Here is a 26,749-nt window from a genome sequence, read left to right on the forward strand (position 1 = left end):
TCAAGAGTTATGTGAACAATTTCTAAAGGATGCGAAAAAACAAAATGATTGGCGAGTATACATTTGCAGGACCTGCCCCTACTCCCCCTAATTTGTAAGCAAGTTAACCTTAAAGCTCTCCAGAACCACCCCAAGTTTCAATTTTATGCAACAATCTTTACAAAACCAGCCTTTATAAAAAAATTACAATTTAAGGGACCCCTTAGACTCAAAAAAAAATCGTTATCCACATTTTTCTCGAGAAGTTTTTCAAATGAAACAAGTCGAAAAGCCATCAGGCTTTACCCTGAAATTGAGTGAAAAAAAGCACCTTGCTTACCTATTAAATAGGCTGTTACAAGGTGCTTGCATTATTTGTTTGAAAATTATCTGAATAAGGTTATAATTAAAAGTGTTGGAGAATTTAGCCAACTATACACCCTTAGAGACTTGCCTTGTCCGCTATTTTCTAAGGGTGTATATTAATATTCTGGCTTATACTTGGTTGAATATCGGGTATGGAATGATGGTGTGTAATCGATGGATTTGATTTTCCATTCAGGATGGCATTTAACACAACTAGAGTTATTGTACCCATTACTACTCCATTTCCACATATTAATTGGACTGTTTCAGGGAATTTATCGAATGCTTCAGGGACCCCCTTGATTGCTAGACCGACTCCTATTCCAAGTGCAATCGTCAATTGATTGGAAGGTTTGCTCAAATCAGCTTTGGCGACCATCCCCAAAGCTGCAGATAGAAGCATTCCAAACATTGGTATCATAGCCCCACCCAGAACGGGTAAAGGGATCATCGTCGTAAGACCGGCAACCTTAGGCACAAAAGCTAGAATGATTAGAATACAACCTGCCGTGACTACTACCGAGCGCTGAGTTACCTTTGTCAGCAGGACCAAGCCAACATTTTGTGAGAAGGTAGAATGGTTAAAAGAGTTGAAGATACCACTTATGAAGCTCCCTATTCCTTCTGCCCGGAGCCCCTTTTCCACATCTTTTTCGGTTATTTCCTTCCCGCATACTTCCCCGAGAGTCAAAAAGACGCCTATGCTTTCAATAGCAATGATTAAAGATATGATTGTCATAGTGATAATAGATGAAAAGTCGAAGGTGGGTAACCCAAAATAGAAAGGAGTCACCATTGTAAACCAGCTGGCCTCTGTAAATCCAGAGGTATCGACCATACCTAAGAAACCAGCCAATATAGTACCAAGAACCATGGCGAAAAGAACTGAAACCGCTTTCAAGAAACCTTTAGTAAGTGTATTCAACAGAAGGAAACAAAGTAGTGTAAAACAAGCTAGCATTAGATTCATAGGATCTCCAAAGGTGGGGGAACCGCTTCCACCCGCTGCATTTTTCATGGCAACTGGCATTAATGATACGCCTATAATTAAAATGACGGACCCTGCAACAATTGGTGGGAAAAAGGGTATTAATTTACCAATTACTCCTGATAAAATAGCAACAATTACTCCAGATACCATAACTGCGCCTAAAACCCCGGTTATACTATGGACTGTTCCTATAGCTATTACTGGCTCAACCACGATAAAAGAAACAGCCATTAAGGCCGGTAACCTTATACCAAATCCTTTACCGCCAATAACTTGAAGCAAGGTGACTATCCCACATGCGAGTAAATCAAACGAGATCAGGTATATGATCTGTTCTTGTGTCAAGCCGATTGCAGGACCGACGATTAGTGGCACAGCCACCGCTCCTCCATACATTACACAAACATGCTGTAAACCTAACAATAGCGTGTTTACTTTGCTCAAATTTTCCATGATTGCCCCCTTTTAATTAGTAAGAGCCTTCTAATTATGTGGATTTAATGAAATCGCCTCCTTGTGTTTTTGTAAACGCTTCCCTATGGTTGATTTTGTTGTTGCTTATTAAGAAACGGCATTTACAAAATTAATCTGTTTTTATATTATCACCGCCCTAATGCTAAATCAAGACTATTTTTTGGAAAAATATGAATATTCTTTCAAGTTCATTCTGTTTATAATTAAGAAGAATAGGGGGAGAAATATGTATTTAACGATCGAAAAAGCTTTGAAGCTTCCTGCCCTAAATCAAGTGGAAGTTATTGGAGGGAATCAAGGGTTAGCTCGGGTAATTAATTCAGTAAGTATAATGGATCATCCGGATATATCATGGATTAAACGAGGGGAACTCCTACTGACAACTGGTTATGTGTTTAAAGATGACCTGAATGCTCAAATCAATCTTGTTAGGGAATTGTCGAAAAGAGGAAGTGCTGGGTTAGCTATCAAGATTAAGAGGTTTCTTTCTACGATTCCTCCTGGAATGGTAGAAGAAGCAAACAAGCACAATTTCCCATTACTGGAGATTCCTTATGAAATGCCTTTATCCGACTTATTATTCAGCTTTACATATGAACTTGTTAATAAGGAAAAAGTGAAAAACAATGGAAAAGGAAGTTTTGAAGTTTTTCATTCTCTTTTGAATGGGGAAAATAGGAGTTCATCTTTTATCCCCCAATTACAGGAATTTGGCTTTAATCCCGATAGGCCATATATTCTGCTCTTAATGAATGAAACGAAAGAAGAAGGGGATTCATTCTTTCCAATTGGTAGAATGTTGGAGAAATTAAACCAAACGGAAAAAAAAGATTTTAAGTATTGGAGTATCGACTTCGATGGTCAATTGATTATCCTACAAGGAAAAGGAATGGTGACTGATGTACACCTACTTCTGCAGGCTCAAAGAATTGCCGGCGTTTTAGAAGGTCTTATATCCGAAAATAATCCTGGCACTTCACTATCCATGGGGTTAAGCAAGGTGAAAAAAGAAATCTACAATATGAAAGAAGGGTATATTGAAGCTAAAAAGGCTATTCAACTTGGCTCGAGGGTCAACCCGACTACTATCAATGATTACGCAAGCATTGAAGTTGAAGATTTAATAAATCAAATCCCTAAGGATGCATTAACCCAATACGTGCTATCCATGATTCAACCGATTATTGTATATGATAGGGAAAATGAGGGGGAGTTGTTAAAAACGCTGGAAACATATCTATTTTCAAGAGGGAGAATAGAAGATGCGGCACGCGCTTTGTATGTTCATCGAAATACTGTAAAGTTCCGTTTGTCTAGAATTGAGGACTTATTGGGAGTTGATTTAAAATCGAGGGATATTGCTTTTAAATTGCAGTTTAGTATAAAAGCTGCGAAGTTATTATTACATGACTAGGTAAAGGAAGCAGGATTTGAAGGAATCGGGAATCAAGTGTCACTGAACTTAGAAAAAAACTGCCAGGGAATTAGGTTTCTCTGGCAGTTTTTCATATGGTATGGTCTATTTCTTATCGGTCATCCAGTAGACGTTTGGCATATAGGGCAAGTTTTAAAGTGAACAGATCATCATTGCTTAATTCCATTCCCAATAGTTTTTTTATGCTTTTTATTCGAAAATGGATAGTGTTTCGATGTACCCCCATTTTTCTGGCCGTTTCAGCAGGTCGAAGATTGCATTGTAAATATGCCTCCAAGGTTTTGATAAGGTCAGACTGGGTTTCATCGTCATGGTCCTTCAGCGGTGCTAAATTACCTGTAACAATATCCATGAGCATATTTTTGGGAGCATACTGCAAAATTTTAAATGTTATTAATTCTTTGTAGCTGTAAATTTCCTTTCCTGGGTTCAATCGTTTTCCCAAATCAATAGATTGTAAAGCTTCCTGTAAGCTATTAGCTAGGTTATTAATACCTGTATGATAGTTACCGACTCCCAGCGTAAGTTCCATTGGCAGGTGTTTAGATAAAGTGGAGATAATTTGTTGGCTTATCTGGGTGACTTGTGAATGAAAGTGGGTGTTCCCTAGATGGATGGTATCCAGATAAATGATAACTAGACTGCCCTTGATATTCCTTATGAGCTTATCGATTTTATATTGCTCGGTTAATGTTTCAATTGTCTTGATAAGCTGTTTATAATCAATGGAATCATTCCTTTGATTCCATTGCAGCGTTAAAGGTAAAACAGTACATATGTATCCTCCAGTAATTTGAGGGAAGCTGGATTTGACCTCCGTCATCCCTAAAGTCCCGTAACTTATATTTTCGGCACCAACTCCTGAAATATCTTCAATACTATAACCCGACTCTTTTTGTTCATTCTGTCTCGTTACAATTTCACGAAGTAGGGGAGACATGATATCTGATAGCGAAAACTCAGGGGGGATTCTGAGAATAGGCAAATTGGCCATATTGGCGATGCTGATGGTAGTTTGCGGAATTTCCTCCAGTTTGATGAACAATCCTGAACAATTCATTTTTGCTAATTCGATTACGAATTGGTCTAATTGTTGCGGATTATCTTGAAATAAGTATCCTGTTGTTAGAATCAATTCATTTGGCTTCAGCCAGGAAAGCACATCAGGAGCATCAAAGCTATTGATGGATTCTATTTCTCTATTAAGTCCCTGAATGCCAGCAACCACTTGGCATTGTTTGATCTGTGGTAATTTTAATGCATCAGTCATCGTTAAATGCATGATAGGTCCCCTTCGCTGTGCCTTTTTCTCTAATTTAACTAATTTTTCGAATATTGGCAACTGGAGCTGAGCTATTAGGATAGCCTGTTCTTTAAAGGTGAGTGCGGTAAGCACAAAGGGGATGGAAAAATATTAGCTTTTTCAGCTAATGACCTATAAATAAGCGCACGTATATAATTCAATTAAGTTAAGAATGTTTTGAATTATAAAAATAATCTGAAGAAGGGAGGGCCCGCATTGATATCTGACCTTAATAGCATAAATGAGTTGAACAAGGTGGAATTCATCCAAAAGTTAGGTTGGGTATATGAACATTCTCCATGGATAGCAGAGCGTTCATGGGATTACCAGCCATTCATTTCCTTAGAGGACCTAAAAGAGAAAATGGAAATAGTTGTGCAGAATGCCTCATTATCGGAACAGCTCCAATTAATTAAGTCTCACCCGGACTTGGCAGCCCGGATTGATATGGCTGAAGCATCAGTTAAAGAACAATCCGAAGCCGGTTTGAATTCGCTTTCTCCGGATGAATATGAAGAATTTCATGCGTTAAATAATCAGTATAAAGAAAAGTTTGGATTTCCGTTCATATTTGCTGTCCGTGGCAGCGATAAAACGTTGATAAAGGCAGAGATGAAAAGAAGGATTGGTTTGGATCAGGCAAATGAACTTAAGGAAGCGATCAAGCAAATCCACTTAATTGCTAGCCACAGGTTATCTGATTTTATTAAATAGGAGGAGGAATAATATGACAGTTCAAAATGAAAACAGAACGATGTATTACGGTAAAGGGGATGTATTTGTATATAGGACTTTTGTACAGCCTCTTACAGGTTTGAGGAAAATACCGGAATCAGGTTTCACAGAAAGAGATAACACTATTTTTGGATTTAATTGCCAGATTTCTCTGAAAGGGGAAGCTTTCTTATCTTCTTTTACGGAAGGAGATAATAGCTTGGTGATTGCTACGGATTCCATGAAAAACATCATTCATCGCCAGGCGGCCAATTATCAAGGAAATACGGCGGAAGGATTTTTAAAGTTCTTATGTGAAGTCTTCCTTGATAAGTATAGCCACATAGATGCAGTAGAATTGACAGCAAATGAAGTTCCCTTCGATCATGTACTTGTTCCAAAAGGGGAAGGACATGAAAATAGTGATGTTGTGTTTCGATGTTCCAGAAATGAGAGGGCTACCACTACAATCGAAGTGAAAAGGACACCTACTGGAAGCAAAATCGTCAAGCATTCAAGTGGAATAGTTGATGTCCAGTTAATCAAGGTTAAAGGAAGCTCTTTTTATGGATTTATTCAAGATGAATACACCACACTGCCAGAAGCTCAAGATCGTCCACTATTTATCTACTTGGATTTCGATTGGGAATATAGCCGCTGGGAGGATGCCACTGGAGCAAATCCAGAAAAATATGTAGCAGCAGAACAAATTAGTGATATTGCAAACACAGTGTTCCATGAACTGAATAACCGTTCGATTCAGCAGCTCATTTATCATATTGGCATCAGGATTCTGGAACGTTTCCCTCAGCTGGCAAATGTTCAATTTAAAACCAATAATCGTACCTGGGAAACAGTTGTAGATACTATTCCAAATTCAGAAGGAAGTGTTTATCAGGAACCTCGTCCTCCGTTTGGCTTCCAAGGCTTTGTCGTTACACAAGAAGACGTTAAACAAAAAAAGGCAGCCGATTCAACTGTAGGGGTTTCCCGATAATGGACAGTAAGCTGACCACACATGTTTTAGACCTGTCTAAAGGCCTGCCGGCAAAAGGGATGAAGATAGAACTCTGGGCCATAGCAGAACAGGGAGACCATTCTTTCATTAAAGAAGTCTGTACAAACAATGATGGGAGAGTGGATGATCCGCTACTTCAAGGGAATGATCTCAAACCAGGGGAGTATGAGCTTGTCTTTTATGTTGGGGAATATTTCAATGATGGAGCGAATGATCCTTATTTAAGGCCATTTTTAAATAAGGTCCCACTTCGCTTTGGAATAAGAAGTAATGAAGAACATTATCATGTTCCTCTGCTTGTTGCTCCAGGAGGATATAGCACCTACCGAGGAAGTTAGTAAATTAGTAAGGGAGTTGGAGGGTTTAATTTGGCATATGAGCGTACTGGTGTAGTGACTTTAGGCGGTAATCCAGTGACCTTAATTGGTCCTGAACTAAGGGTAGGGGATAAGGCCCCTGACTTTGCACTATTAACAAACGACCGCCGTAAAGCACATTTAACAGACTATAAAAATAAGACATGCATCATCACGACTGTTCCTTCGCTTGATACGGGTGTATGTGATTTACAAACAAAGCTCTTAAATGAAGAAGCAAGCAAAATGGGTGATGATGTAGCAGTGTTGGCCATCAGCGCAGACCTTCCCTTTGCTCAAGCAAGATGGTGTAAAGAGAGTAATGTGGAAGCTATAACCATTCTCTCCGACCATTTTGATTTGTCATTTGGTACTGCATATGGAACGTATATGAAAGAACAACGACTGGAATGCAGGGCAGTATTTGTAATAAATCAAGAAGGAACTATTAAGTATGTGGAATATGTACCCGAAGTCACGGATCACCCAGATTATGAATCCGCATTGCAGGCAGCGAAGGAAGTGATAAATAAAGCAGGTACAGCTAAATGAATATTTTCCCTCACGAAGGATATTAAAATTTCATTCTATTATTCGTAAGACCGTCCGATTCACAAAAACTGGACGGTCTTTTGAGGATACTGAATTAAATTGGAGCAGTTTTCCCGTGATTTCATTAATGCAAAAGGAGAAAAGTAGTTCTACCCAAGCTTTTCCTAAATGTAAAAATATAATAAAAATAACTAAATTTATCATCGATTCCTTTTATTTGAATAGTAACTCATGATATAATGAAAGTCCAATAGCTTAATATAACATGGAAGCGCTTCCTTTTTTGAGGGAGTGCCCTTTTTATGTTTTTCACTTACTAATTAACATAACGGCGCTAAAAACACCTGAAATAGAAATAAGTATAAGTATAAGTATAAGTATAAGTATAAACTCCTGTTTAACATCCAAAAACCATCATCTCCACTCCTTCCACTTCAATTTCTTGATGATACAATAAACAGCCCCTGCAACGGAGAATTTTGTAGTAAATGTGTGATATATTCCACATCAGCGAATGGCAAAATCTATCGAGGAAGATTAGTCGAACAAGCCAATCAATGTCTATGCTACAATCATGGCAAGCATGGCCATTAAAATAAGTTGATGTTTGGGAGATCACTATGGGAAAAATAAAAATAGCTTTATTACACCTATTGCCTATCGCTGGTGATGTGGAGTATAACCAAAAACTAATTGAACAAGCCATTCATATTGCATCAAATAAAAATGCCGAATGGATTATAACACCCGAACTATGTGTCAGCGGACTTCAATTCAATCATAAGATTGGCACCGGATGGATTAACAGGCAGCCTGATGCTTGGATGAGTGATATGAGCCGTAAACTAAAGAATTTGAAAAGCACTGTATTTTTAGGCTGCCCCGAAAAAGGCAGTAACGGAGAGCTGTATAATTCTGTGTTTGTCATAGATAAAAACGGTCATTTATTAGGGAAACAGAGAAAAATCAGTGTTATTGATGATTGGTCAGCTTCCGGGGATGTAATAGAGCCAATAAAAACAGACAATGTCGACGTTGGTATTATGATATGTGCTGACGCATATCACAAAGAAATTGCTAACAACTTATTTGAAAAAGGAGCAAAAATATTAATTGCACCATCTTCCTGGGGTCCCGGATTACATGGTCCAGAGGGAGAATGGGAACAAAGGTCATTAGAAACAGGATTGCCTGTAATTGTCTGTAATCGTACTGGCGAAGACGAAACTGTCCGTTTTTGGGATGCAGAAAGTATGATCATAAAAAATGGTGTACCTCTCCTAGCACATAAATCAAAACAATCAGCGATACTTACCTTTGAATGGGATTTACAAAGCATGGAATTAATATCCCCTTATTTCGACATCGATTACATATAATGAGAACTTAATTTACAACATACACGGCACTCATGTTCAATTAAAGGTTGCGTTTGTACATTCATGAAGAAACAGGAAAATGAAAAAACTTTGTTACAATGCATAAATGGAGAAACCCCTTTGGCCGTCCAGGGGTTTTTTTGATGGGTCTTTTTATGATTCCCCCAAACCCTGTGTAACAAGGAGGAGTTTAATTTCCAATTTTTCAAAGGTATTCAACTGATTATGTTCTGAAATAATAAGAAAAAAATGCGGGAGATACCAAATGAAAAACCATAAATTTTATCAAGTGATTATCGCTATTTTTATACTTGTCTTAATGGTCGATCACCCGGTCCATGCAACGGAATGGGAAGATGAAGAAGGACCAATAAGCTTTAAGATTGAGATGTTACCTTGGGAGATCGTGAACAACATTATTCCTAATAAAACTATTTTCACCGTTATTGATATTGAAACTGGTTTATCATTTAAGGTTCAGCGAAGAGCAGGCAGCCATCATGCGGATGTACAGCCACTAACCAAAGAAGATACGCAAATTATGAAGAAAATTTATAATAATAAATGGAGTTGGAATAGAAGAGCCATTATTGTATTGATCAATAATCAAATGATTGCTGCATCCATGCACGGAATGCCACATGGTGCCGGTGCTCTTCAAAATGGTTTTTCAGGTCATTTCTGTGTTCATTTCTCTGGAAGCATTACGCATCGTTTGAAAAACGAAGATCTTTCTCATAAATTAATGGTATTGAAAGCGGCTGGCAAGCTTGATGATTATATACAAACGGTCAGTCCCTATGAACTTATACGCATTTTTACCATTGCCGTTAATCAAGGAAATCAGAAATTATTAGCAATGACCTTATCAAATCCTGGACATAAAAGTGTCAATAAACTTGTTAAAGATATTACATATTTTGGAGTCGTTGACCCTTTAAGACAACCGCCGGAACAACTAAATGGGCTATTTCTCGTGGATGTACCCGTTCAAGTAGCTATTTATAAGAAGAGAGAAGGCAAAGAAAATAAGGTTATGCATTTTATGATCCGAAGGGAAAGTTTGACTGATCGCTGGTTCATTGATCAAGATTCGCTCCATGAAGACTTAAAATAAGATTGTGAAGTAAGGGATACATGCAATGATTAATATATTAGTGTGGGGGTGCATTCAAATGAGATTAACATGGATTGCCGGAATTTTACTATTCGTTCAACAAGTGAATATCTCTGAAAGCTTATCGGTAACTCAACACGGTCAAACCATTGCCACTGTCAACCGTGCTGATGTTACTATGCCCTCACTAAATGTTCCTATGGTGGACTTGGATAAATACAATCGGTTTATCGAAAAACTAGACCGCCAAGTGTACCAAAAACCTGTAAATGCCACTATCGATAAATATGGTAATATTCTACCTGGGCAGGTAGGTTATAAACTTTACCATCAGGCGTTTAATGAGCAATTTTATTCCTTTTTGTATAGTAGTAAAGCATACAAAATGGAAGTGCCTTTACTTGCCACTTATCCAAAAGTTGACATCGAATTGCTTGCTCAGATACGTGTTAAAAAAATAGGTGAATATAGAACCTATTTTAATAAGAACAATAAAAATCGTTCAAATAATATCTTGCTTGCAACAAAAGCCATTAATAATTATGTCGTGTTTCCAGGAGAGACGTTTTCTTTTAACCAAGCCGTTGGCAAGAGGACAGGAGACAAAGGATATATGCTCGCTCGGGTTATAGTCGAAGGAGAGTTTTCTGAAGGGATCGGTGGAGGGATCTGTCAGGTGTCATCCACCCTGTTTAACGCGATTGACAATGCAGGATTGCAAACCATTCAACGCTATTCCCATACTAGGAGCGTTCCTTATGTTCCATCTGGCCGGGATGCTACAGTAAGCTGGGATGGTCCTGATTTTAGCTTTAAAAATAAGTACAATCAACCTATCCTCCTACGAGCTACAACCCAAGGAGGAATTGTGAGCATCGCGGTGTATTCTTCAGATATGATTAATTATGAGGCCCGAAAAGTTCCCAATGCTTCAAAACACATATCAAAAGAAATTTCGGTGTGATTAATAAGTAAACGCAAGCACGTTCTGTCCGTAGACAATCCTCACTAAAAGAAAGATACTGCCCCATTAATACAATATTCCATTAAAAATAATGTCGGTAAAACGAGGAAAACCTGTTCGTAAAAGTACACTTTTACGAACTTTTTACTTTATCCGAGCTTAAAGAAATAAAACAGCATATCAAAGATTTAGGGGGAAAATAAAACACATAAGCATGTTGTGTGCTATAGCTTAAGGCGGCTTTTGCAGTTTAGCTGAATAAGTAGATGTTTTTGATGTGGTATTATATGGATATAAGAATTTGCATAATTTCAAGGGAGATGATTTAATGTCATTTAATATTTTAGTACCAATGATAATAATGGGTATCTTGATTCTTTGTGGCTTTGGAATTTTCAAGATTGCTAGAATCATAAAAAGGTAATAACTATATTTTTAACTATCGCGGCAGGTTCGTAGAATAATAAAATAAATGGGCAACTTTACTAAGTAAGGTGAATTAGTTTTAGATAAATATATTTGGAATGAAGTAAAACATAGACCAGTCCCATTTAACAGTAGAGATCCCCACGAAATAGAAGGGGACGATGCAAGTATGACAGTACAACAGAGAAAAAAGACAATTAATTAAATAATTGTCTTTTTTAACCTACATGGAATAGGGGAGAATGTGAAAGGGTTTCAGTATGTGTAGAAATTTGGAACTTCCTGACCCCCATCTCACTTTGGGGAGTTTCCTCTATAAAGTCTTTTTAAACATTAAATATCCGTGGCGTTGTAACGGAACAAATTGTTTTAACGGAACAAATGGATGAAAGGTTAATGGTGAAATTACCCATTGCTCTGTCATTAACTATCAATTGTCCGGTAACAGCATCAAAACTTCGTAACTCTACAAATATAGGTGTAAATGGTTCAGCGGTTGTAGTGAATCCAATGATTGAACCTATGATAGAAGTCCTTAAAAACTCACTTATTTCTCGTCGAGTCTGACATGCTTGTCCGATTGGCTGTAATGTTGTTTTATGACTCTTATCCATTCCTTTATGACAGCAGATGGATTTATCACAGCAGAATGATTTATCACAGCAGAATGATTTATCCTCGCTGAATGAATTATGGCCACAGAATGGGTTATGGCGGCATAATATATTTTGACAAGATTTCATATATATATCACTCCTTTATCTACTATATATATGAGATGAAAAAAAACATGCTTGTACAAATATACTAAATTCCCTGCCTTTATCTTATCCGTGCTTCCATTCGGCCATCGTATTTATATTTTTATGTGTTGGCTAAAAGATCAGAACTGGCTTTAAGGCAGCCTTTTTCATGAAAAAAAGGTTATTACAATACGTATGCAGAATAAGGTAATACTTAAAATCTTAGTACATGTATAAGGATGGATTATAAGAATGGTACCGAAGAAAAGGATATAAGCAAGTCACAATTAAAAATAATTCGTGAATTAAATGAAATTTGCTTATCACTTAATTTTGACCTGTGGCTACGAGGCGGATGGGCGATAGATTTTCTTCTTGGAAAGGTTACACGGTCACATTCTGATATTGATTTAGTTACTTGGATACAGCATCGTGAGCATTTGGAACAGGCGCTTGTTAATGATGGTTTTCAACTAAAGCCAGTCAGCGAGTTTCAAACAGATTTCCTCAAGAACAATGTCGATGTGAGTTTTGTATTTGTTACGAATTCGGATAATGGCGATATAGTCGCTAACGGATTTCCAGAATGGGTATGGAGGAAAGATGCCTTGCCAATGGAACCTTATAATTTACGAGGTATATCAATGAATGTTTTAAACCCATACCAATTACTTGAAGAAAAAAAAGTTTACGAACAAGGAACAGGAAGGACACTTCGTCAAGGATTTTAAAAGCATGGAAATTATTCAACAGATCATTGATGTAAATAGGTAGAAGTTAAATAAGGTTCTTATTGAGCTAACTAATGGAGGTTGCTGCGGCAGCCTTTTTATTATGAAACTAACTGGGCAGGATATTTGAACAAATATATCAAACTATAAGAATAAGGGGGAGATGAATGAAATGAATGACGAAAAAAGCGGCTCGGCCAGTGGAGTAGTAATAGCTGTTAGTAAAAGTGATAAACACACATTCAGTAAGGATAATTGCACTAGTATAAAGCTATTGAAAGGTTTGGGCGTTGAAGGAGATGCCCATTTAGGTAAAACCGTAAAGCATCGTTCACGTGTAGCGGCTAACCCAAATCAACCTAACCTGCGGCAAGTTCACCTAATACACTCAGAATTATTAGATGAATTGAAAGATAGGTTTAATGTTAAAGCTGGTCAAATGGGTGAAAATATCACCACAAAAGGTATCGAACTGCTTGAATTACCGAAGGATTCGTTACTATATATTGGGGAAACAGCGGTTATTAAAGTAACAGGCTTACGAAATCCATGTGCCCAAATCGATCAATTTAAATCAGGATTGATGAATGCTGTTTTAGACCGGGATAAGGATGGGAACTTGATACGTAAAGCAGGAATAATGAGCATAGTTTTGGAAAGCGGTGAGGTTCACCCAGGGGACGTGGTTAGAATTCAATTACCACCTTTACCTCATACACCTCTTGAAAGGGTATGAGGTTTTCAAAAGAGCCGTTTTTATTTTCAGTAAGACAAAACAAACTTAACTGGTTGCTTTATTTCTATTAGGGGGTTGCTGAGGCAGCCTTTTTCTTATGTATTGATGATATTAATCGCTTTAAAGAAAGTAAGGGGCAATAATTCAACAAGAAATCCGTTTGAATAATAGGTAAATTATGGTATCGTTAAATTAGAGGTGATTACTTGAGGAAATGTTTTCTTTTTATTAGCCTATTTATTGTTTTATCCTTTTTATCAGCCTGTTCATCAAATCCTTCTATAGAACTAGTAGATGTGGATGTTGATATTGTCAAAGATAAAAGTTTACTTGGTTCAATTGGGATAACTGAAGGAGAAAGAGAGGGGGATGAGCTGGTCCCGACAGCTTTATTTTATAAGTTCACCATTAAAAATACAGGTAATAAAACAGCTGGTGTTGAAGAAGTTGATAAAGGAATTGAACTTAAGATTGAGCCTAAAGACGAATTGAGAGCGGTGTCAGAAGACGTGATAGGCTTCAATATTTATGATCCCGAAGAGTATAACGCGAGTGGTGTAGGGTTCGGTCATTCCTTTTTATCAATTCTTAAGCCTGACGAAAAGGGTGAGTATACTCTTAACTACGATTTAGGTGTAAGTGAAGAAAATTCCCAAGTTCCACTACTTGTACCTTCAAAAGATAAATTAGATGAACTTAAGAAGCATGCATTGGATGCTTTTTTAGTTGTAACAATTGAAAATCAAGAAATAGCAAGATTTGACCTGAATAACCTTAAAAACTAACGTTAGCTAAAGATTGGAGCTGTCATTAAGATAGCTTTTTCTTTATGCGGCAAAAGGGCAAGTATAACTTAAATTTACTGTTGAAATGGAGGATTATGATGGGCCAAGTAAAAGGGAAAATTGCCATTATTACGGGAGTAAGCCGGCTTAAGGGGATTGGGGCTGCTATTTGTAAGGAGTTAGCTGAAACGGGTTACGATATATTTTTTACTTATTGGACGGCATATGATAAAAAAATGCCTTGGAGTATTGAATCAGATGAGCCCATGAAATTAAAAGAAGAATTAATAAAAAAGAGGGTTAAGGTATCATGTATGGAGTTGGATTTAACTTCATATGATGCACCTGAACAACTTATAAATGAAGTTTCTGAACAACTTGGTTATCCTGATATCTTGATTAATAACGCAGCATACTCAACTAACAACGATTTTTCAAATTTGACTGCCGAAGAATTGGATAAACATTACATGGTAAATGTTCGTGCAACGACACTATTAAGCAGTAAATTTGCTCAAAGGTTTGATAAGAAATCAGGCGGAAGAATTATCAACATTACATCAGGTCAGTCAAAAGGACCGATGCCTGGCGAATTAGCATATGCAACAACAAAAGGAGCAGTTGATGCTCTAACCATCACTTTGTCGGCTGAACTCGCCCCTTTAGGAATAACGGTTAATGCAATAAACCCAGGTCCAACTGATACAGGTTGGATGACAGAAGAAATACAAAGTAAATTAAAACCGATGTTTCCTTTCGGCAGAATAGGAAAACCGAGGGATGTTGCAAAAACTATTAAGTTTTTAGTGAGCGATGAAGCAGATTGGATTACAGGGCAGGTTATTCATGCAGAAGGTGGATTTAAAAGGTAAATTAAACTAAATCTTCTTTATTCAGATATCTTCAATAAAAAAAGGCTGCTGAGGCAGCCTTTTTATGTAAATAACGGATCGGGATACCGGAAGTGCGGGTTGGCATAATATGGTATATAAAAAACACGCTGCTAAATAAGGAGGTTGTTATATGAGTTATAAGAACACACTTATTACCATTTCAGAGGATTCAAAAGTTACTTCAGCAAAGGTACCTGTCATCAAAAACGAAAAACCCACAATTGCTTATATTGATCATGAATTAATTAATAATAACCCATATAAATTTACACAAGAAGACGTACAATTCAAAACATACTTAATCAAGAATCAAATAGAAGAGGAAAATGCAGCGGAACTTCGAGAACGGTTCTTTTCAAAATCCAAAGCTTGCTTCAGGGCTTCTCCGTTAGTGAAAAATTATGGGTGGGGAATTAATGCGAAAACAGCCTTTTTTTTAAAGGGTTATAAGGCCATAAACTTTTTGGATGTACTGAACGTGGATTGAGTACAATGGTATGTGATGGTCAAGCTGACAAATGGTAGTTTGTTATAGGATAATGGTGATATATTTGATGGGCAAAATATTAGGTGGGAAACTCCGAAAAGAAGGAAGTGCTAAGCGATGAATTTAGAGATGGTTATGCAGGAACTTGAAGCCCTTGGCAAGGAACGAACTAAAAAAATATACATATCCAATGGTGCGCATGAGCCGCTTTTTGGCGTGGCTACAGGCGCTATGAAACCAATCGCAAAGAAAATAAAAATAAGTCACCATTTAGCTGAAGAGCTTTATTCGACGGGGAACTACGATGCTATGTACTTTGCAGGCATTATTGCAGATCCAAAAGCCATGACTGAGTCGGATTATGATCGTTGGATGGATGCTGCGTATTTTTATATGCTGTCCGATTTTGTAGTGGCCGTAACTTTAGCAGAGTCGGATATTGCACAAGAAGTTGCTGATAAATGGATCGCAAGCGGTGAAGAGCTGAGAATGTCGGCGGGCTGGAGTTGCTACTGCTGGCTTTTAGGGAATCGGCTTGACGTTGAATTTTCAGAAAGCAAGATTTCCAAAATGCTTGATAGTGTAAAGAATACGATTCACGATTCGCCAGAACGAACGAAATCCGCCATGAATAATTTTCTTTACACTGTGGGGATTTCATATTTGCCACTCCATGAAAAGGCAGTCAAGACTGCAAAGGCAATAGGAATAGTAGAAGTCAAACGGGACAAGAAAAAAAACAGTTTTCTAAATGCTTACGAAAGTATTCAAAAAGAAGTCGATAAAGGAAGGCTTGGTTTTAAACGCAAATATGTAAGATGTTAAAAAATTAGCCTCGCAATATGAATCAACTATCGTGAAAAGGTTAATACCTTATCGATGATTTTGATTGGATGCATGAAAATATCCTTCTTAAACTAATGTGTGCTTTACTTCAATAAAGAAGGTTGCCGAGGCAGCCTTTTTCTATAGGTTTAATAGAAGTTCAAAGGGGGAAGAAAATGACACAATCATTGATTTTTGATATGGATGGTACATTGTTTCAAACAGATAAAATTTTAGAAATATCCCTTCAAGAAACATTTGATCATTTGAGGAATTTGAGTTTGTGGGAGCAAAAAACGCCCATTGAAAAATATCGAGAAATTATGGGAGTACCTTTACCAGTTGTATGGGAAACCTTATTACCTGAACATTCGGGCGAAATCAGACAACAAGCAAATGAATTATTCCACGAGAAATTAATTACTAATATTAATGTAGGTAATGGTGCTTTATATCCGTATGTAAAGGAAGTTTTTGGACATTTAAAGGATAATGATTGTGCAATATATATAGCAAGCAATGGGCAAATAGAATATTTAAATGCAATCGTAAAGTATTATCATTTAGATAATTGGGTTACGGAAACATTTAGTATACAACAAATACAATCTCAAACTAAGTCAGATTTAGTACATACAATAGTGAACAAATATAATGTTGAAAAAGGTGCTGTAATTGGTGATCGCTTATCAGATATTAAAGCAGCAAAAGATAATAGTTTAGTAGCGATAGGGTGTAATTTTGATTTTGCTCAAGAAAATGAGCTTGCGCAAGCAGATATCATCATTAACAGCTTAGTTGAATTGAAATCAGTTTTAGAAAAATTAAATGACAAAAGCAATGGGGGAAATAAGGTGAGTTGGTGAAGCTTTTTCTTTTTGCAACAAATGGGGCAGGATAGTTTAAGAAGATACATCCATCTGTATTATTGAGTGCCAGCGCATGTTATAATGAATGACTTAAGATAATTACTGTTTTTGGACGGATGCCAAGTAAAGCCTCCGCATAGCGATAAAATATGGAGGTGTAAGAGATTGAATAAACAATGGACGATTGGCAAAATTAAAGAATTTGTTGAAAACAATTCGGAAAGTAAGTTGCTAACGACGGAATATCACGGTTTTTCTCAAAAGTTACTATTTAAATGTACATGTGGTAGCAATTTTGAAAAAACGTTTACGAAGTTTAAAAATAATAAACAACGTAAATGTGACGTGTGCCAACCGCCTAAAGCTGCACGATAACGGATAGTGAATAAACGAAGTGCTGATTTCTTTATGGAAGTTGGCACTATTTTTATTTTAGGGGACTGAATGTGGATTTCCTAAAGGGATTTACCTAATAGTGAGGTGCGGAATGCGAAGTTCGAAAAATAGAAAAAAAAGGTCCGAAAAGATATTAAAGACCCTAAAGGTACCAATAAATAAACATTTACCCTTAACGGAGAATGAAGAAGAAGTTTCTCTTAGAACAAAAGAAGAGATCATTAACAGAATTATTCCTTTAGCGATAGTCTCAGCGAAAGCTATGGAGGCTCCGCCAGAAAAAATTGAGGAATTTATTGATAGATATAATGCTAACGAATTATTCACAGAAGAAGAAAAAAAGTTTTTAATGAAAAAACATCTGAATCAGAACGAGCTGATCCAGTACTCTTGGAAGTTGGAATGTATTTGGCTTCTGCTTTGGTCTGTAAATCTAATATCCGATATAGATGTTCCAGCCAATACGTGTAGTGCTGAATATGTTTTTGAGACGGTTTTTCTTCATTCTAAAAAAGAGTTGCTTGATAAATCCTCTATAAAACCAACCAGTGATATATTAGATAGCCTTGATTTTATTTATAGAGCACATTGGGCGGTACGGGAAGCCCAAATAAATCATTTGGAAGTTCCATCATCTCTAGATGAAGGCGTTGTATATGAAAGACACTACACTCTTAATTGGCTAGTAAATTATATGGATCAAGAATGGGAAGAAATAAGTACAGATACATAAAAGCACGAATACTTTTTTGCTTCCTTGGGGTAAATGTGGATTTTTCACCTAATTTAACAGGTGATGACTTCAAACAAGGAAGGTTGCTGAGGCAGCCTTTTTCTTATGGCACTAACAAGGCAGGTCAGCTGGACAGGGACGAATTACCAGTACAAAAGTTTTCATATTTTGAGATAATCAATAAGCACCAAAGATTTTGAATGTAATAGGTGTATTAGTTGCAATTGTATGCATGAAATTAAGTGAGCATTTCATGGGGAATGTATTACTAGGGCTGCCAATCGGAAAATTTATTGCAGCCTATATAAGGCAATACACAGATTATAAATAAATTGTAGGTTCCATAAAATACATAGTTAAATAATTTAATCTTATTGAACTAAAGGTCGGTTCAGTTGAAGATAGGCTTGCGACGAGAGCTCATTTTTCACGTAAAAGAACAGACATGTTATAGTATAGGAGAATCGGATTTTATTTTATCTGAGGTAATCTTAATCATCAAAGGAGTTTATTCATAATGCATGTGCTACAAAAAACACAAAAAATAGTTCGCTATCAGAATCAACAGGGCAATATACATTACGGTATTGTTGAGGATGAAATGATATTACAACTGTCTAGCAGTTTTGCTGAACTTGTCAACAAGGAAATAAAGTATGACGGGGTAGAGCTGAAATATAGTGACGTAAAAATTCTGGAACCTGTAAAACCTTCGAAAGTTGTTAATTTCGGCTGGACATATGCAGGTCATGCAAAGGAAACAGGGGGAGAGGCGAACCTTGTAGAACCATTTCTATTCTTAAAGCCGTTATCTTCGCTTATTGCAGATAAGGAGAAAATTATCCTTCCGCCAAACGAGCTATCCAACCAAGTTGAACTTGAAGGGGAAGTAGCCTTGGTGATTGGAAAGCGCGGAAAAAACATCAAAGAAGAAGATGCGCTTGATTATGTGTTCGGTTGCACGATATTTAATGACGTCACAGCAAGAGATCTTACAAAAAAGGATCCACAGTTTACGCGGGGCAAAGGATTTGATACGTTCGGACCTTTGGGACCGTGCATCGTTACCGGGGTAGATCCCACTAATTTGCGGATTGTGACCACTTTAAACGGCCGCGTTGTCCAGGACGGAAACACCAATGAAATGTCTCTAAGCATTCCGTTTCTAATCAGCTGGCTTTCACAGGTAATGACACTGGAGCCAGGTGACATTTTGGCCACGGGTTCACCATCTGGCAGCTGCCCGATCAAGTCGGGGGATGAGGTCGTTGTTGAAGTCGAGAACATCGGTCGCTTAACTAATGATGTTCAATAAGGTGTGCCAGCATTCTTCATAACCACAAATGCTTATAGTTAGTAAAGGTCGGAGCTGTCTTTTAAGGCAGCTCTTTTTCTTTATGCATCGGGTAAGTTAGTTCACTAAGTAATTTCCATTTTTTACACAAATAAAAAGATGTGAAATGGTATGATTGAAACAGAAACAGTAATTGTATAGAACCTAATTTTTAGAGGGAAATATATTCTTCCAAAATGGTTAGAATTATCTTAGTAATAATGGTTATTGTTTTATCAGGTTATATTCTAATAACTCGAACACTGGAGTTAACCGTATTATTTGTTTTTCCTTGGGGCACTAATTTTGGTGATAGGATTAGCCGAACTTCAAAAAGACAGAAAGGTTTTGGGATGCTATTGGTAAGTAAATATGCTTACGATGCCGTTTAAGGAGTGAGATAAAATAATGAATTTATTAAGCTTTTCAAAAGTGAAGATTTTAAAACTATCTATTCATGCATTATTAATAGGTGTTTTATTAACTTTAGTTAGTTTAATTGTTAATGATGTTATTTCAATTGTTTTTCATGAAAGAATGACATTGAATTTAATATTTATTAATGTAATTATGGCTTTTTGGGTTTTGTGGGCAATGCAAAATACAAAATATCAGAAATAATAAACTTGAGTTTAGTTGAATAAAGTGTTTTTTATTCAGCTAACAGGTGCTTTACTTCAATAATGGAGCTGCTTCGGCAGCTCTTTTTCTTATGGAACTAAAGGGGCTGGGTAGTTGAATGTGCAAAAGGGTAATTATGGATAATTAAAAGGGGAAAGATATATAAGTGGAGAATGAGTTTATTTAAGTAATAAAAGGAGGAGACAGGGTGAATAAAAAATTATTAAGGGTAGGAACTACTTATATCCCAGTTTCAAATGTAGAACTTGCTTCTGAATGGTATGTAAACAAATTGGGGGCAGAGTTAAACTATGAAGACGAAGACAAAGCAATTCTTAATTTTGCGAACCAAAGTATTTTCCTTGTTAAATCTAAAGAAAATCAAAGCTCAAATTTCTATGATATTTACGGTGTTGAGCGTTTTTCTATAACTTTTGAAGTTAATGGAATTAATGCTTTAGAAGCTATACATAGAGATTTTAGCCATAAACAGATTAAAGTTAGTGCGATTGAAAATAGAGGACACTCTGGGAAAAATTTTGTTTTCTTCGATTTAGATGGTAATAAATTTGATGTATGGAGTGAATTAAGTCCAATTTTCAAAGAAAAATACCTTATCTCGCAATAGAGAAGAATGTTTTCTGGTTGAACTAACGGGTGCGTAGTTGATGAAGAAACTTGTGCATACTTTTATCGTGAAATGTCATGCGGAGGCATCCAGATTGAAATGTAACAATATTTTCTCTTGAACCATTTTTGGTATAATATTTGGGCAGGTGAGAAGAATAATTTGAAGTTTGGCTATATGCATGTTTCTTTGACCAAAATTTGTATCGTCCAAAGAAACAATTTGAAGAATGGCTTAGTTTTTGGTGAAATGTGGATTCCTATTGTTAGGAAATAAAGAGTGAAAAGGAGAGATGTTAATGTCCTATATCGTTGATTTTAAAAATGTGTCTACGGTTGGTTTAGAGTCTTCACCTGTAGTAGAAGCGCTTGCTGGTTTACGTGCTAATGAAGCCCGGTATTTTATGAACAAATACAAGCATGAATTTACGGTTGTAGCAGCTAGCGAAAGTCAGGAGACGCTTGATTATGTGAACCGAATTTTGAAAGAAGAACGTGATATTGAGTTTGCGGCCAAACCTTTAGAAACTTCGCGTTTTCAATTGGAAAATATCAAATTTGCCTACGTCTTTTATGAGGACGGTCTAGAGGTCAATGTCATGTATACGGTTGATGGCCCTAAGAAGCGGGCTGTTGGTTTTAAGCTTTCTGAGGGGATGGAGGTACCAAAGGAGTTAGAAGGGAAGTTTAAGTTTGCTAGGCAGAAGTCCAAACTAGCTGGAACAATTCGGGGCTCGTTTTTTGTAATTAAAGGAGAATACTAAAGGTAAGCGAAAGCGCAAGTGGAGGAATCCGGCCATTGCAGTCTGTCACATCTATGCTGGGATCAGGCCTATATGGATGAGTGGATGGAGAAATAATATCATTAATTTCTCCAACTTAGCTGCTTCTCCACTTTCTATCGCAGATATTGATGCTGCACTCACTGAAGGTCCAACAGATAAAATAACTAAGCTAATAAAGATGCCAATCCAGCTTTATACTTTTCTTCAGTTACTTTCTCTTTTACAATTAAATGTAAAGTACAACCTCCCAATCATAAGGAGATTGGGAGGTAAGTCTGGTATTAACCGAAATATTATTTTTTTACAGCATGGATGTAATGAATCGTTTCGAACGCAGACAAATAGTCTGTACGACTACGAAAGAATTCATTATTAATAGTAACAGGTGATAAATGTTCATAAATGAGTAAACCTGAGTTTTCTAACATTTTCTCCGTCTCATCATAAGTAAAACATGATTTCATTGGCTCACCACTAGCTGAAGCCATTTGAACCATATTATGAACTCGATTAGACATTCCTTTTTCTTCAAAAAGTTTGTCGTCTGCATAATCAAAAACGATAGAACTTCCTGAGGGAACTTTGGTAAATAATCTATTAATCAAGTTGGCATTTTCCTCTTTTGTTAAATAATAAGAAACACCTAAAAGACTAAACAAAGTTTTTTCATTAGGCATAAAACCTTCTTCAACAAGATTTTGAACAGTGAATTCTTTGGTGAAATCCATTGAAACAAAATGAAGATTATCCGGAATTTGATAATCAGCATTTGCTAACCTTATCTTTTTAAAGTCTTGTGTGGCTGGATAATCAACTTCAAATATTTCTACACTGTCGTTTAATTCTGGGTGTCGGAAACAAAAGGTATCTAATCCAGCTCCTAGAATGACATACTGTTTAACGCCTAGCGACATTTCGTGAAATAATACATTTTCGCAATAGGCAGCACGTGCCAAAGGCGTTGGAGAAAGTTGAACTTGTGTAATCCATTTTAAAATTTCATCTGGATGATCTTGAAACTTCCTTGCAATTTTATTATTAAAGAATTGAATTCCTTTAATCATGTTCTCACTAATATCTGCAAATTCTTTTTGGGTAATTAAATCCTTTGCAATAAAATCATCAAAAATTTTGGGTGTGCCATATTTACTGTGGTATGCTCGACCAAATGCTGATATTAAGGAAGTTAAGCTTGATTCATTTTTCTTCATACATTAATCCTCCCATATAACAAAAATAAGATTCCCCTGGCCAGGAGAATCTTATTATAAACACATAAAATTTAACTGTAAATTATAGCATAAATAAAATTTTTTGTCAATTTTTTCGTTTTATTATAACTAATGAATTTCTATGTAGTAAATATGGTAGAAATTTTATTTTAAGTAATAAAGGATTTGTTCAACAATCGGGCGCGATTTTTTAATAAGAATCGCTTTTCTTTAAGCAACTAACGGGTGCGTTAGCTGAAGATCGAAGCTGTCTTAAGGCAGCTTTTTCTTTTGGAACTAAAGGGGCAGGTTTGCTCAAGAAGGATATTAGTAGCGATAAATAGAATGCTTTATACAAACTTAATCGTATAGAAAAACTCTTCTGATTTCATGCAAAATAAACGGAGGGAGTAGCTAATGAATATTCGTATTTTAAAAGAGTCCGATGCCCATTTATACCAGGAAGTGCGATTGAATGCATTGAAAATTAACCCAGAAGCATTTGGTTCAACATATGAGAGAGAGGTGGGATTTTCATTAGAAACGGTAAAGGAGCGAATGAAACCAACTAGGGACAAGTACATTGTAGGTGCTTTTGATTATAGAAAATCTTTAGTTGGAATTGTTACTTTTATACGTGAAAACAATATCAAAACTAGACATAAAGGGAATGTTTTTGGGATGTACATATCTCCAGGCAATCGAGGTCAGGGTTTAGGAAAATCATTAATGAATGAACTTATAAGAAGGGCGAAGAGTTCTTATGGATTGGAACAAATAAATTTAACTGTTGTATCTGATAATGACTCCGCAAAGAAACTATATAAGTCTTTAGGATTTGAGGTCTATGGTACAGAACGAAATGCCTTAAAGTATAATGGGCACTATTTTAATGAGGATTTGATGGTTCTAACTATCTGATTATTGAGCTAACGGGCGCGTTAGCTGAAGATCGGAGCTGTCTTTAAGGCAGCTTTTTCTTATGGAGCTAAAGGGGCAGGATAGTTGAAGAGTGCTGTTTGACCTTTCTTCAGCAATTGACCCTATTCATGAATGAAAGAGAAGGGATTATTTATAAGTGAGTCGAAGTTAATGTTAGAAGATGATATGTAGTTTAGCATTGGGACGTACATTAAAGAGAAAGAAAAATTATAAAGAAAGTGGGAGATCTATTGGATACAAAAGTGGTATTGAAGCGATTCGAACAGGTGGCTACATACTATATTGAAGAGTTAAGTAAATATTCGCTGGATGAGTTTACAAGAAAGCCTTCTAAGGATGAATGGTCATTAGGACAAATGTACAATCATTTAATAAAGAGCACCCTTCATCTTCAATTGAAAGCCATTAAGCAATGCGCTAACGGCACTACTTCCGATGACGGAAAAAAAACAGAAATAGGCGAATCGATTTTCAAAGAAGGAAAGTTTCCTCCAATCAGGTTAAAAGGTCCGGATACACCGGATTTCACACCGCCAAACCCTACAGGAAAAGAAGAAGTAAAGGAAGGACTGCTTCAAATCATTGAGGAAATGCAAGAGATAGAGAAAAAGCTCTCTGACATTCCGGCCAGCCAGAAAGTTCAGCACCGGAGAATGGGATATTTAAATGCAGAGGAATATTTTCAACTAATCGAAATGCATTTCCGGCACCACTTACGGCAAAAAGAACGTATCGATCAGTTTCTTTTAAAAGTAAGTAAGTAATCTTTATTGCTGAAGTAGTTATCGACCGTCGGAATATCAGCAGAAGCCCAGTTGAGGAGTTTAAAGAGCTGAGAGGGTGCCGCTTAAGTTAAACCAATAAACAGTTTACAACGAAGGTTGATTATGAAACGGTTGAATGACGAATAGAATTGTCCCGTTAAAGTGCGCTTTAATGGAGTAACGAAAAAAGCCCGATTTCTCAATTTTAATGCTGAGAAATTGGGCTTTTTAGTATCGGAATTTCCTTAACATTATAAATCCGCATATTCCTGACGCTACCCCTTATAGAACTATTGGGCGCGTTAGCTGAAGATCAGAGCTGTCTTTAAGGCAGCTCTTTCTTTATGGAACTAAAGGGGCAGGATAGTTGTAGAAGGTCTTTATTGTTCAGATAGAGAATAGCATTAGGTACAGGTTGATTAAAGAAATTTAATATTAGGAGGACAAAATGGTTGATAATAGTTATGAGAAACAACAACTGAAAAAAGTTAGAACTTATATTTACATCACGATAGCATTACTTTTTTCAATGATATTTATATTTGTTAGCATGTTATTTTTGTATTTTCCTATGATAGGCATTTTAGACATTGTGTATTTTCCATCAAAACTCGCAATTTTTTCATTCTTAATTTCAATTGTATTTTCTGTTTTAGCCATAAAAAATCTCTTTGGTAAGATATTGTTCATATTAAACATATTTCTAATGCTATTTATGATTTTTTATGGGCCATAATAGATAAAGGCTGTTTTCGCATACTTTGTTGCTATTTACCAAGTAGTGCGGTATGGTTTGATTTCCCCTCCAGATGCTCGCTTTCCGCGGTGATCCCGCAGGAGTCTCGTACTTCCGCTCCAATCAACCTTAAATCGTTTTGTTTTAAAAACAACAATCTTTACGAAAAGAGCCTAGATGAAAGAAGACACTCTGTTGTTGCTATTAATTTAATATTATTGCTGTTATTAGCGGCTTGCCAACAATCATCAGAAAATTTGAATTTTGAGGGTGATAGTGAAAATGGGTCAGCAAAACTTAATGTAGTAAAAACTGATAACGATAAAGAAACTAAAAAGTTTGCATTACAGTTCAAAGGAAAAGATTATAAAGCTGTTGAAAACCTTGAATATAAGATTAATGCTCCTAATTATGCTTGGGGCATGGGCGATATTGAATTGAATAGTACTGGTGAATATAAAACACATAATAATGAAAAGGGAGAATTTTCTACGTCAAAAGCTGATGTTATCGATATAGAAGTGAAGTGGAATGGAAAGGTTGAAAACTTTTCGTTAAACAATAAGGAGTAACTTTTTGCATTTAAAAGGAAGATGATCTGTGTGGACTTAAGCTCTTGAATAATGGATAACAAAGTTCTTGTTCAACTAAGAGGTGCTTTACTTCAATAAAAATCCACAATACTCCAACATAATGCATCATGTTAATAACTTTGGATTATTACTTTTTTCTGTTCATGAACTTTATTTAAGTAAGGTTGATGAAGATTACGCAACCAAAAGATGTTTGAAATGATAATATTTGGTTATTTTTAACTATTTGAATAATTAGTTCATTTTGATATTATAAAAGGGATAAAGATTGGAGGAGGAAATAACATAAAAAGCTTATTTTCAATCTTAAGTACGTTTGTGTTAGTTCTGGTAGGTGGAATGGCATTTAGTACTTCTACTGCTCAAGCAAGTGTTCCTCAGTATTCTTTTCAAACAGAAGATGGAAAATGGGATGGAGAAATTGGAAATCCTAACAAAGGTAGTGACTTAGAGGTAGAACTAGTTTCCCCCATTTATTTAAAGACCGCTTCTGGAAGTGTGTTATTGACTAATTATAGTAACTTATGGGCTCGTCTTTGCAATGCGAGTACTGGAAATTGCACAGGCTATCATAGCTTAGCAGGTGGAAGTACAGTATTCACAGGTATGAAAATTGGTAAATTTTATGTTGATGTGAAAGATGGATATTCCTCTGGCAAAGTATATGGAAAACTACAAATCATTTTCAAATAACTTTTATTACTTGCTACTCATTTTCAATGGGTAGCATTTTATTTGAAAAGTTTCGTAAATAAATTAATATTTAAATCGTTTTGTATAATTTACTAGCATTGAATTTTACAACTTCCTTTTTTTTAGATGAAGGGAAGCGTACTGACATCACTAGCACGTTCACCAACGCTGC

31 protein-coding genes are annotated in these 26,749 nt (G+C 36.3%); 26 read left to right on the forward strand and 5 right to left on the reverse strand.

Features of this window, described 5'->3' with window-relative positions; genetic code table 11:
* Positions 1–448 precede the first annotated feature (448 nt).
* Positions 449–1,789, reverse strand: coding sequence for a nucleobase:cation symporter-2 family protein (locus tag ACQKFG_RS24730; protein WP_427563675.1), 1,341 nt, complete (start codon positions 1,787–1,789; stop codon positions 449–451).
* Between the two features lie 247 nt (positions 1,790–2,036).
* Here ACQKFG_RS24730 and ACQKFG_RS24735 point away from each other — a divergent pair, with 247 nt between their 5' ends.
* Entirely contained in the window at positions 2,037–3,224 is a 1,188-nt protein-coding gene (locus ACQKFG_RS24735; protein WP_427563677.1) for a PucR family transcriptional regulator, read from the forward strand.
* A gap of 112 nt (positions 3,225–3,336) precedes the next feature.
* Here ACQKFG_RS24735 and ACQKFG_RS24740 read toward each other — a convergent pair whose 3' ends face one another.
* The gene (locus ACQKFG_RS24740) at positions 3,337–4,527 is read right to left on the reverse strand and encodes a PucR family transcriptional regulator (RefSeq protein ID WP_427563679.1); all 1,191 of its coding nucleotides are present in this window, start codon (positions 4,525–4,527) and stop codon (positions 3,337–3,339) included.
* Between the two features lie 237 nt (positions 4,528–4,764).
* Here ACQKFG_RS24740 and uraD point away from each other — a divergent pair, with 237 nt between their 5' ends.
* The 7 genes from uraD to ACQKFG_RS24775 all read left to right on the forward strand — a co-directional run bounded on the left by uraD (position 4,765) and on the right by ACQKFG_RS24775 (position 10,648).
* On the forward strand, positions 4,765–5,262 hold the full coding sequence (gene uraD / locus ACQKFG_RS24745; RefSeq protein WP_349730197.1) for a 2-oxo-4-hydroxy-4-carboxy-5-ureidoimidazoline decarboxylase: 498 nt from the start codon (positions 4,765–4,767) through the stop codon (positions 5,260–5,262).
* Between the two features lie 13 nt (positions 5,263–5,275).
* Entirely contained in the window at positions 5,276–6,259 is a 984-nt protein-coding gene (pucL, locus tag ACQKFG_RS24750) for a factor-independent urate hydroxylase (protein ID WP_427563682.1), read from the forward strand.
* Positions 6,259–6,618: a hydroxyisourate hydrolase gene (gene uraH, locus ACQKFG_RS24755; protein WP_192206602.1), complete on the forward strand. Its 360-nt coding sequence runs from the start codon at positions 6,259–6,261 to the stop codon at positions 6,616–6,618. Before pucL ends, uraH begins: the two co-directional genes overlap by 1 nt.
* Before the next feature lie 30 nt (positions 6,619–6,648).
* Complete coding sequence (gene tpx, locus ACQKFG_RS24760; protein WP_427563685.1) at positions 6,649–7,188, forward strand: thiol peroxidase; 540 nt, start codon at positions 6,649–6,651, stop codon at positions 7,186–7,188.
* A 620-nt stretch (positions 7,189–7,808) separates the two neighbouring features.
* Complete coding sequence (locus tag ACQKFG_RS24765; protein ID WP_192206600.1) at positions 7,809–8,567, forward strand: carbon-nitrogen hydrolase family protein; 759 nt, start codon at positions 7,809–7,811, stop codon at positions 8,565–8,567.
* Between the two features lie 265 nt (positions 8,568–8,832).
* Positions 8,833–9,684: a hypothetical protein gene (locus tag ACQKFG_RS24770; RefSeq protein ID WP_427563687.1), complete on the forward strand. Its 852-nt coding sequence runs from the start codon at positions 8,833–8,835 to the stop codon at positions 9,682–9,684.
* Positions 9,685–9,742: 58 nt separating this feature from the next.
* A complete protein-coding gene (locus tag ACQKFG_RS24775; RefSeq protein ID WP_192206598.1) occupies positions 9,743–10,648 on the forward strand; it encodes a VanW family protein in 906 nt (301 codons plus the stop codon).
* Between the two features lie 752 nt (positions 10,649–11,400).
* Here the strand turns inward: ACQKFG_RS24775 and ACQKFG_RS24780 are convergent.
* A complete protein-coding gene (locus ACQKFG_RS24780) occupies positions 11,401–11,817 on the reverse strand; it encodes a hypothetical protein (protein WP_427563689.1) in 417 nt (138 codons plus the stop codon).
* 239 nt (positions 11,818–12,056) lie between these two features.
* Here ACQKFG_RS24780 and ACQKFG_RS24785 point away from each other — a divergent pair, with 239 nt between their 5' ends.
* From ACQKFG_RS24785 to ACQKFG_RS24850, 14 genes are all read left to right on the forward strand, one after another.
* Positions 12,057–12,548 (forward strand): nucleotidyltransferase domain-containing protein, encoded by a 492-nt coding sequence (locus tag ACQKFG_RS24785; protein ID WP_427563691.1) that lies wholly within the window; start codon positions 12,057–12,059, stop codon positions 12,546–12,548.
* 172 nt (positions 12,549–12,720) lie between these two features.
* The gene (locus ACQKFG_RS24790) at positions 12,721–13,284 is read left to right on the forward strand and encodes an MOSC domain-containing protein (protein WP_427563693.1); all 564 of its coding nucleotides are present in this window, start codon (positions 12,721–12,723) and stop codon (positions 13,282–13,284) included.
* Positions 13,285–13,490: 206 nt separating this feature from the next.
* On the forward strand, positions 13,491–14,069 hold the full coding sequence (locus ACQKFG_RS24795) for a hypothetical protein (RefSeq protein WP_427563695.1): 579 nt from the start codon (positions 13,491–13,493) through the stop codon (positions 14,067–14,069).
* A 95-nt stretch (positions 14,070–14,164) separates the two neighbouring features.
* Positions 14,165–14,941 (forward strand): SDR family oxidoreductase, encoded by a 777-nt coding sequence (locus ACQKFG_RS24800; RefSeq protein WP_427563697.1) that lies wholly within the window; start codon positions 14,165–14,167, stop codon positions 14,939–14,941.
* Between the two features lie 151 nt (positions 14,942–15,092).
* Positions 15,093–15,449, forward strand: coding sequence for a DUF6157 family protein (locus ACQKFG_RS24805; protein WP_427563699.1), 357 nt, complete (start codon positions 15,093–15,095; stop codon positions 15,447–15,449).
* Positions 15,450–15,566: 117 nt separating this feature from the next.
* On the forward strand, positions 15,567–16,274 hold the full coding sequence (locus tag ACQKFG_RS24810; RefSeq protein ID WP_427563701.1) for a DNA alkylation repair protein: 708 nt from the start codon (positions 15,567–15,569) through the stop codon (positions 16,272–16,274).
* A 176-nt stretch (positions 16,275–16,450) separates the two neighbouring features.
* Positions 16,451–17,140 carry an HAD family hydrolase gene (locus tag ACQKFG_RS24815; RefSeq protein WP_427563703.1) on the forward strand — a complete coding sequence of 230 codons (690 nt, stop codon included), beginning with the start codon at positions 16,451–16,453 and terminating at the stop codon, positions 17,138–17,140.
* A 168-nt stretch (positions 17,141–17,308) separates the two neighbouring features.
* The gene (locus ACQKFG_RS24820; RefSeq protein ID WP_076370451.1) at positions 17,309–17,518 is read left to right on the forward strand and encodes a hypothetical protein; all 210 of its coding nucleotides are present in this window, start codon (positions 17,309–17,311) and stop codon (positions 17,516–17,518) included.
* Between the two features lie 112 nt (positions 17,519–17,630).
* Positions 17,631–18,272 (forward strand): DUF4272 domain-containing protein, encoded by a 642-nt coding sequence (locus ACQKFG_RS24825; protein WP_427563705.1) that lies wholly within the window; start codon positions 17,631–17,633, stop codon positions 18,270–18,272.
* A 517-nt stretch (positions 18,273–18,789) separates the two neighbouring features.
* On the forward strand, positions 18,790–19,587 hold the full coding sequence (locus tag ACQKFG_RS24830) for a fumarylacetoacetate hydrolase family protein (RefSeq protein ID WP_076370456.1): 798 nt from the start codon (positions 18,790–18,792) through the stop codon (positions 19,585–19,587).
* A gap of 300 nt (positions 19,588–19,887) precedes the next feature.
* The gene (locus ACQKFG_RS24835; protein WP_427563783.1) at positions 19,888–19,971 is read left to right on the forward strand and encodes a DUF3953 domain-containing protein; all 84 of its coding nucleotides are present in this window, start codon (positions 19,888–19,890) and stop codon (positions 19,969–19,971) included.
* A gap of 42 nt (positions 19,972–20,013) precedes the next feature.
* Positions 20,014–20,226 (forward strand): hypothetical protein, encoded by a 213-nt coding sequence (locus ACQKFG_RS24840; RefSeq protein WP_192206585.1) that lies wholly within the window; start codon positions 20,014–20,016, stop codon positions 20,224–20,226.
* A 208-nt stretch (positions 20,227–20,434) separates the two neighbouring features.
* Entirely contained in the window at positions 20,435–20,854 is a 420-nt protein-coding gene (locus ACQKFG_RS24845; protein WP_427563708.1) for a VOC family protein, read from the forward strand.
* A gap of 298 nt (positions 20,855–21,152) precedes the next feature.
* Positions 21,153–21,617, forward strand: coding sequence for a phage tail protein (locus ACQKFG_RS24850; protein WP_349730212.1), 465 nt, complete (start codon positions 21,153–21,155; stop codon positions 21,615–21,617).
* A gap of 314 nt (positions 21,618–21,931) precedes the next feature.
* Here ACQKFG_RS24850 and ACQKFG_RS24855 read toward each other — a convergent pair whose 3' ends face one another.
* On the reverse strand, positions 21,932–22,849 hold the full coding sequence (locus tag ACQKFG_RS24855; protein ID WP_427563711.1) for a class I SAM-dependent methyltransferase: 918 nt from the start codon (positions 22,847–22,849) through the stop codon (positions 21,932–21,934).
* A 417-nt stretch (positions 22,850–23,266) separates the two neighbouring features.
* Between ACQKFG_RS24855 and ACQKFG_RS24860 the strand changes: the two genes are divergently transcribed.
* Both ACQKFG_RS24860 and ACQKFG_RS24865 read left to right on the forward strand, forming a co-directional pair.
* Positions 23,267–23,770 carry an N-acetyltransferase family protein gene (locus tag ACQKFG_RS24860; protein WP_427563713.1) on the forward strand — a complete coding sequence of 168 codons (504 nt, stop codon included), beginning with the start codon at positions 23,267–23,269 and terminating at the stop codon, positions 23,768–23,770.
* 251 nt (positions 23,771–24,021) lie between these two features.
* The gene (locus ACQKFG_RS24865) at positions 24,022–24,555 is read left to right on the forward strand and encodes a DinB family protein (RefSeq protein WP_427563715.1); all 534 of its coding nucleotides are present in this window, start codon (positions 24,022–24,024) and stop codon (positions 24,553–24,555) included.
* A gap of 501 nt (positions 24,556–25,056) precedes the next feature.
* On the opposite strand, the gene ACQKFG_RS24870 is transcribed toward ACQKFG_RS24865, so the two are convergent.
* Entirely contained in the window at positions 25,057–25,215 is a 159-nt protein-coding gene (locus tag ACQKFG_RS24870) for a hypothetical protein (protein WP_192206579.1), read from the reverse strand.
* A gap of 165 nt (positions 25,216–25,380) precedes the next feature.
* Between ACQKFG_RS24870 and ACQKFG_RS24875 the strand changes: the two genes are divergently transcribed.
* Both ACQKFG_RS24875 and ACQKFG_RS24880 read left to right on the forward strand, forming a co-directional pair.
* Positions 25,381–25,863, forward strand: coding sequence for a hypothetical protein (locus tag ACQKFG_RS24875; protein WP_427563718.1), 483 nt, complete (start codon positions 25,381–25,383; stop codon positions 25,861–25,863).
* Between the two features lie 360 nt (positions 25,864–26,223).
* Entirely contained in the window at positions 26,224–26,577 is a 354-nt protein-coding gene (locus ACQKFG_RS24880; protein ID WP_427563720.1) for a hypothetical protein, read from the forward strand.
* Positions 26,578–26,749 lie beyond the last annotated feature (172 nt).

This window comes from Peribacillus sp. NPDC076916 (genome assembly GCF_050269675.1).
Lineage (GTDB): Bacteria > Bacillota > Bacilli > Bacillales > DSM-1321 > Peribacillus > Peribacillus aracenensis.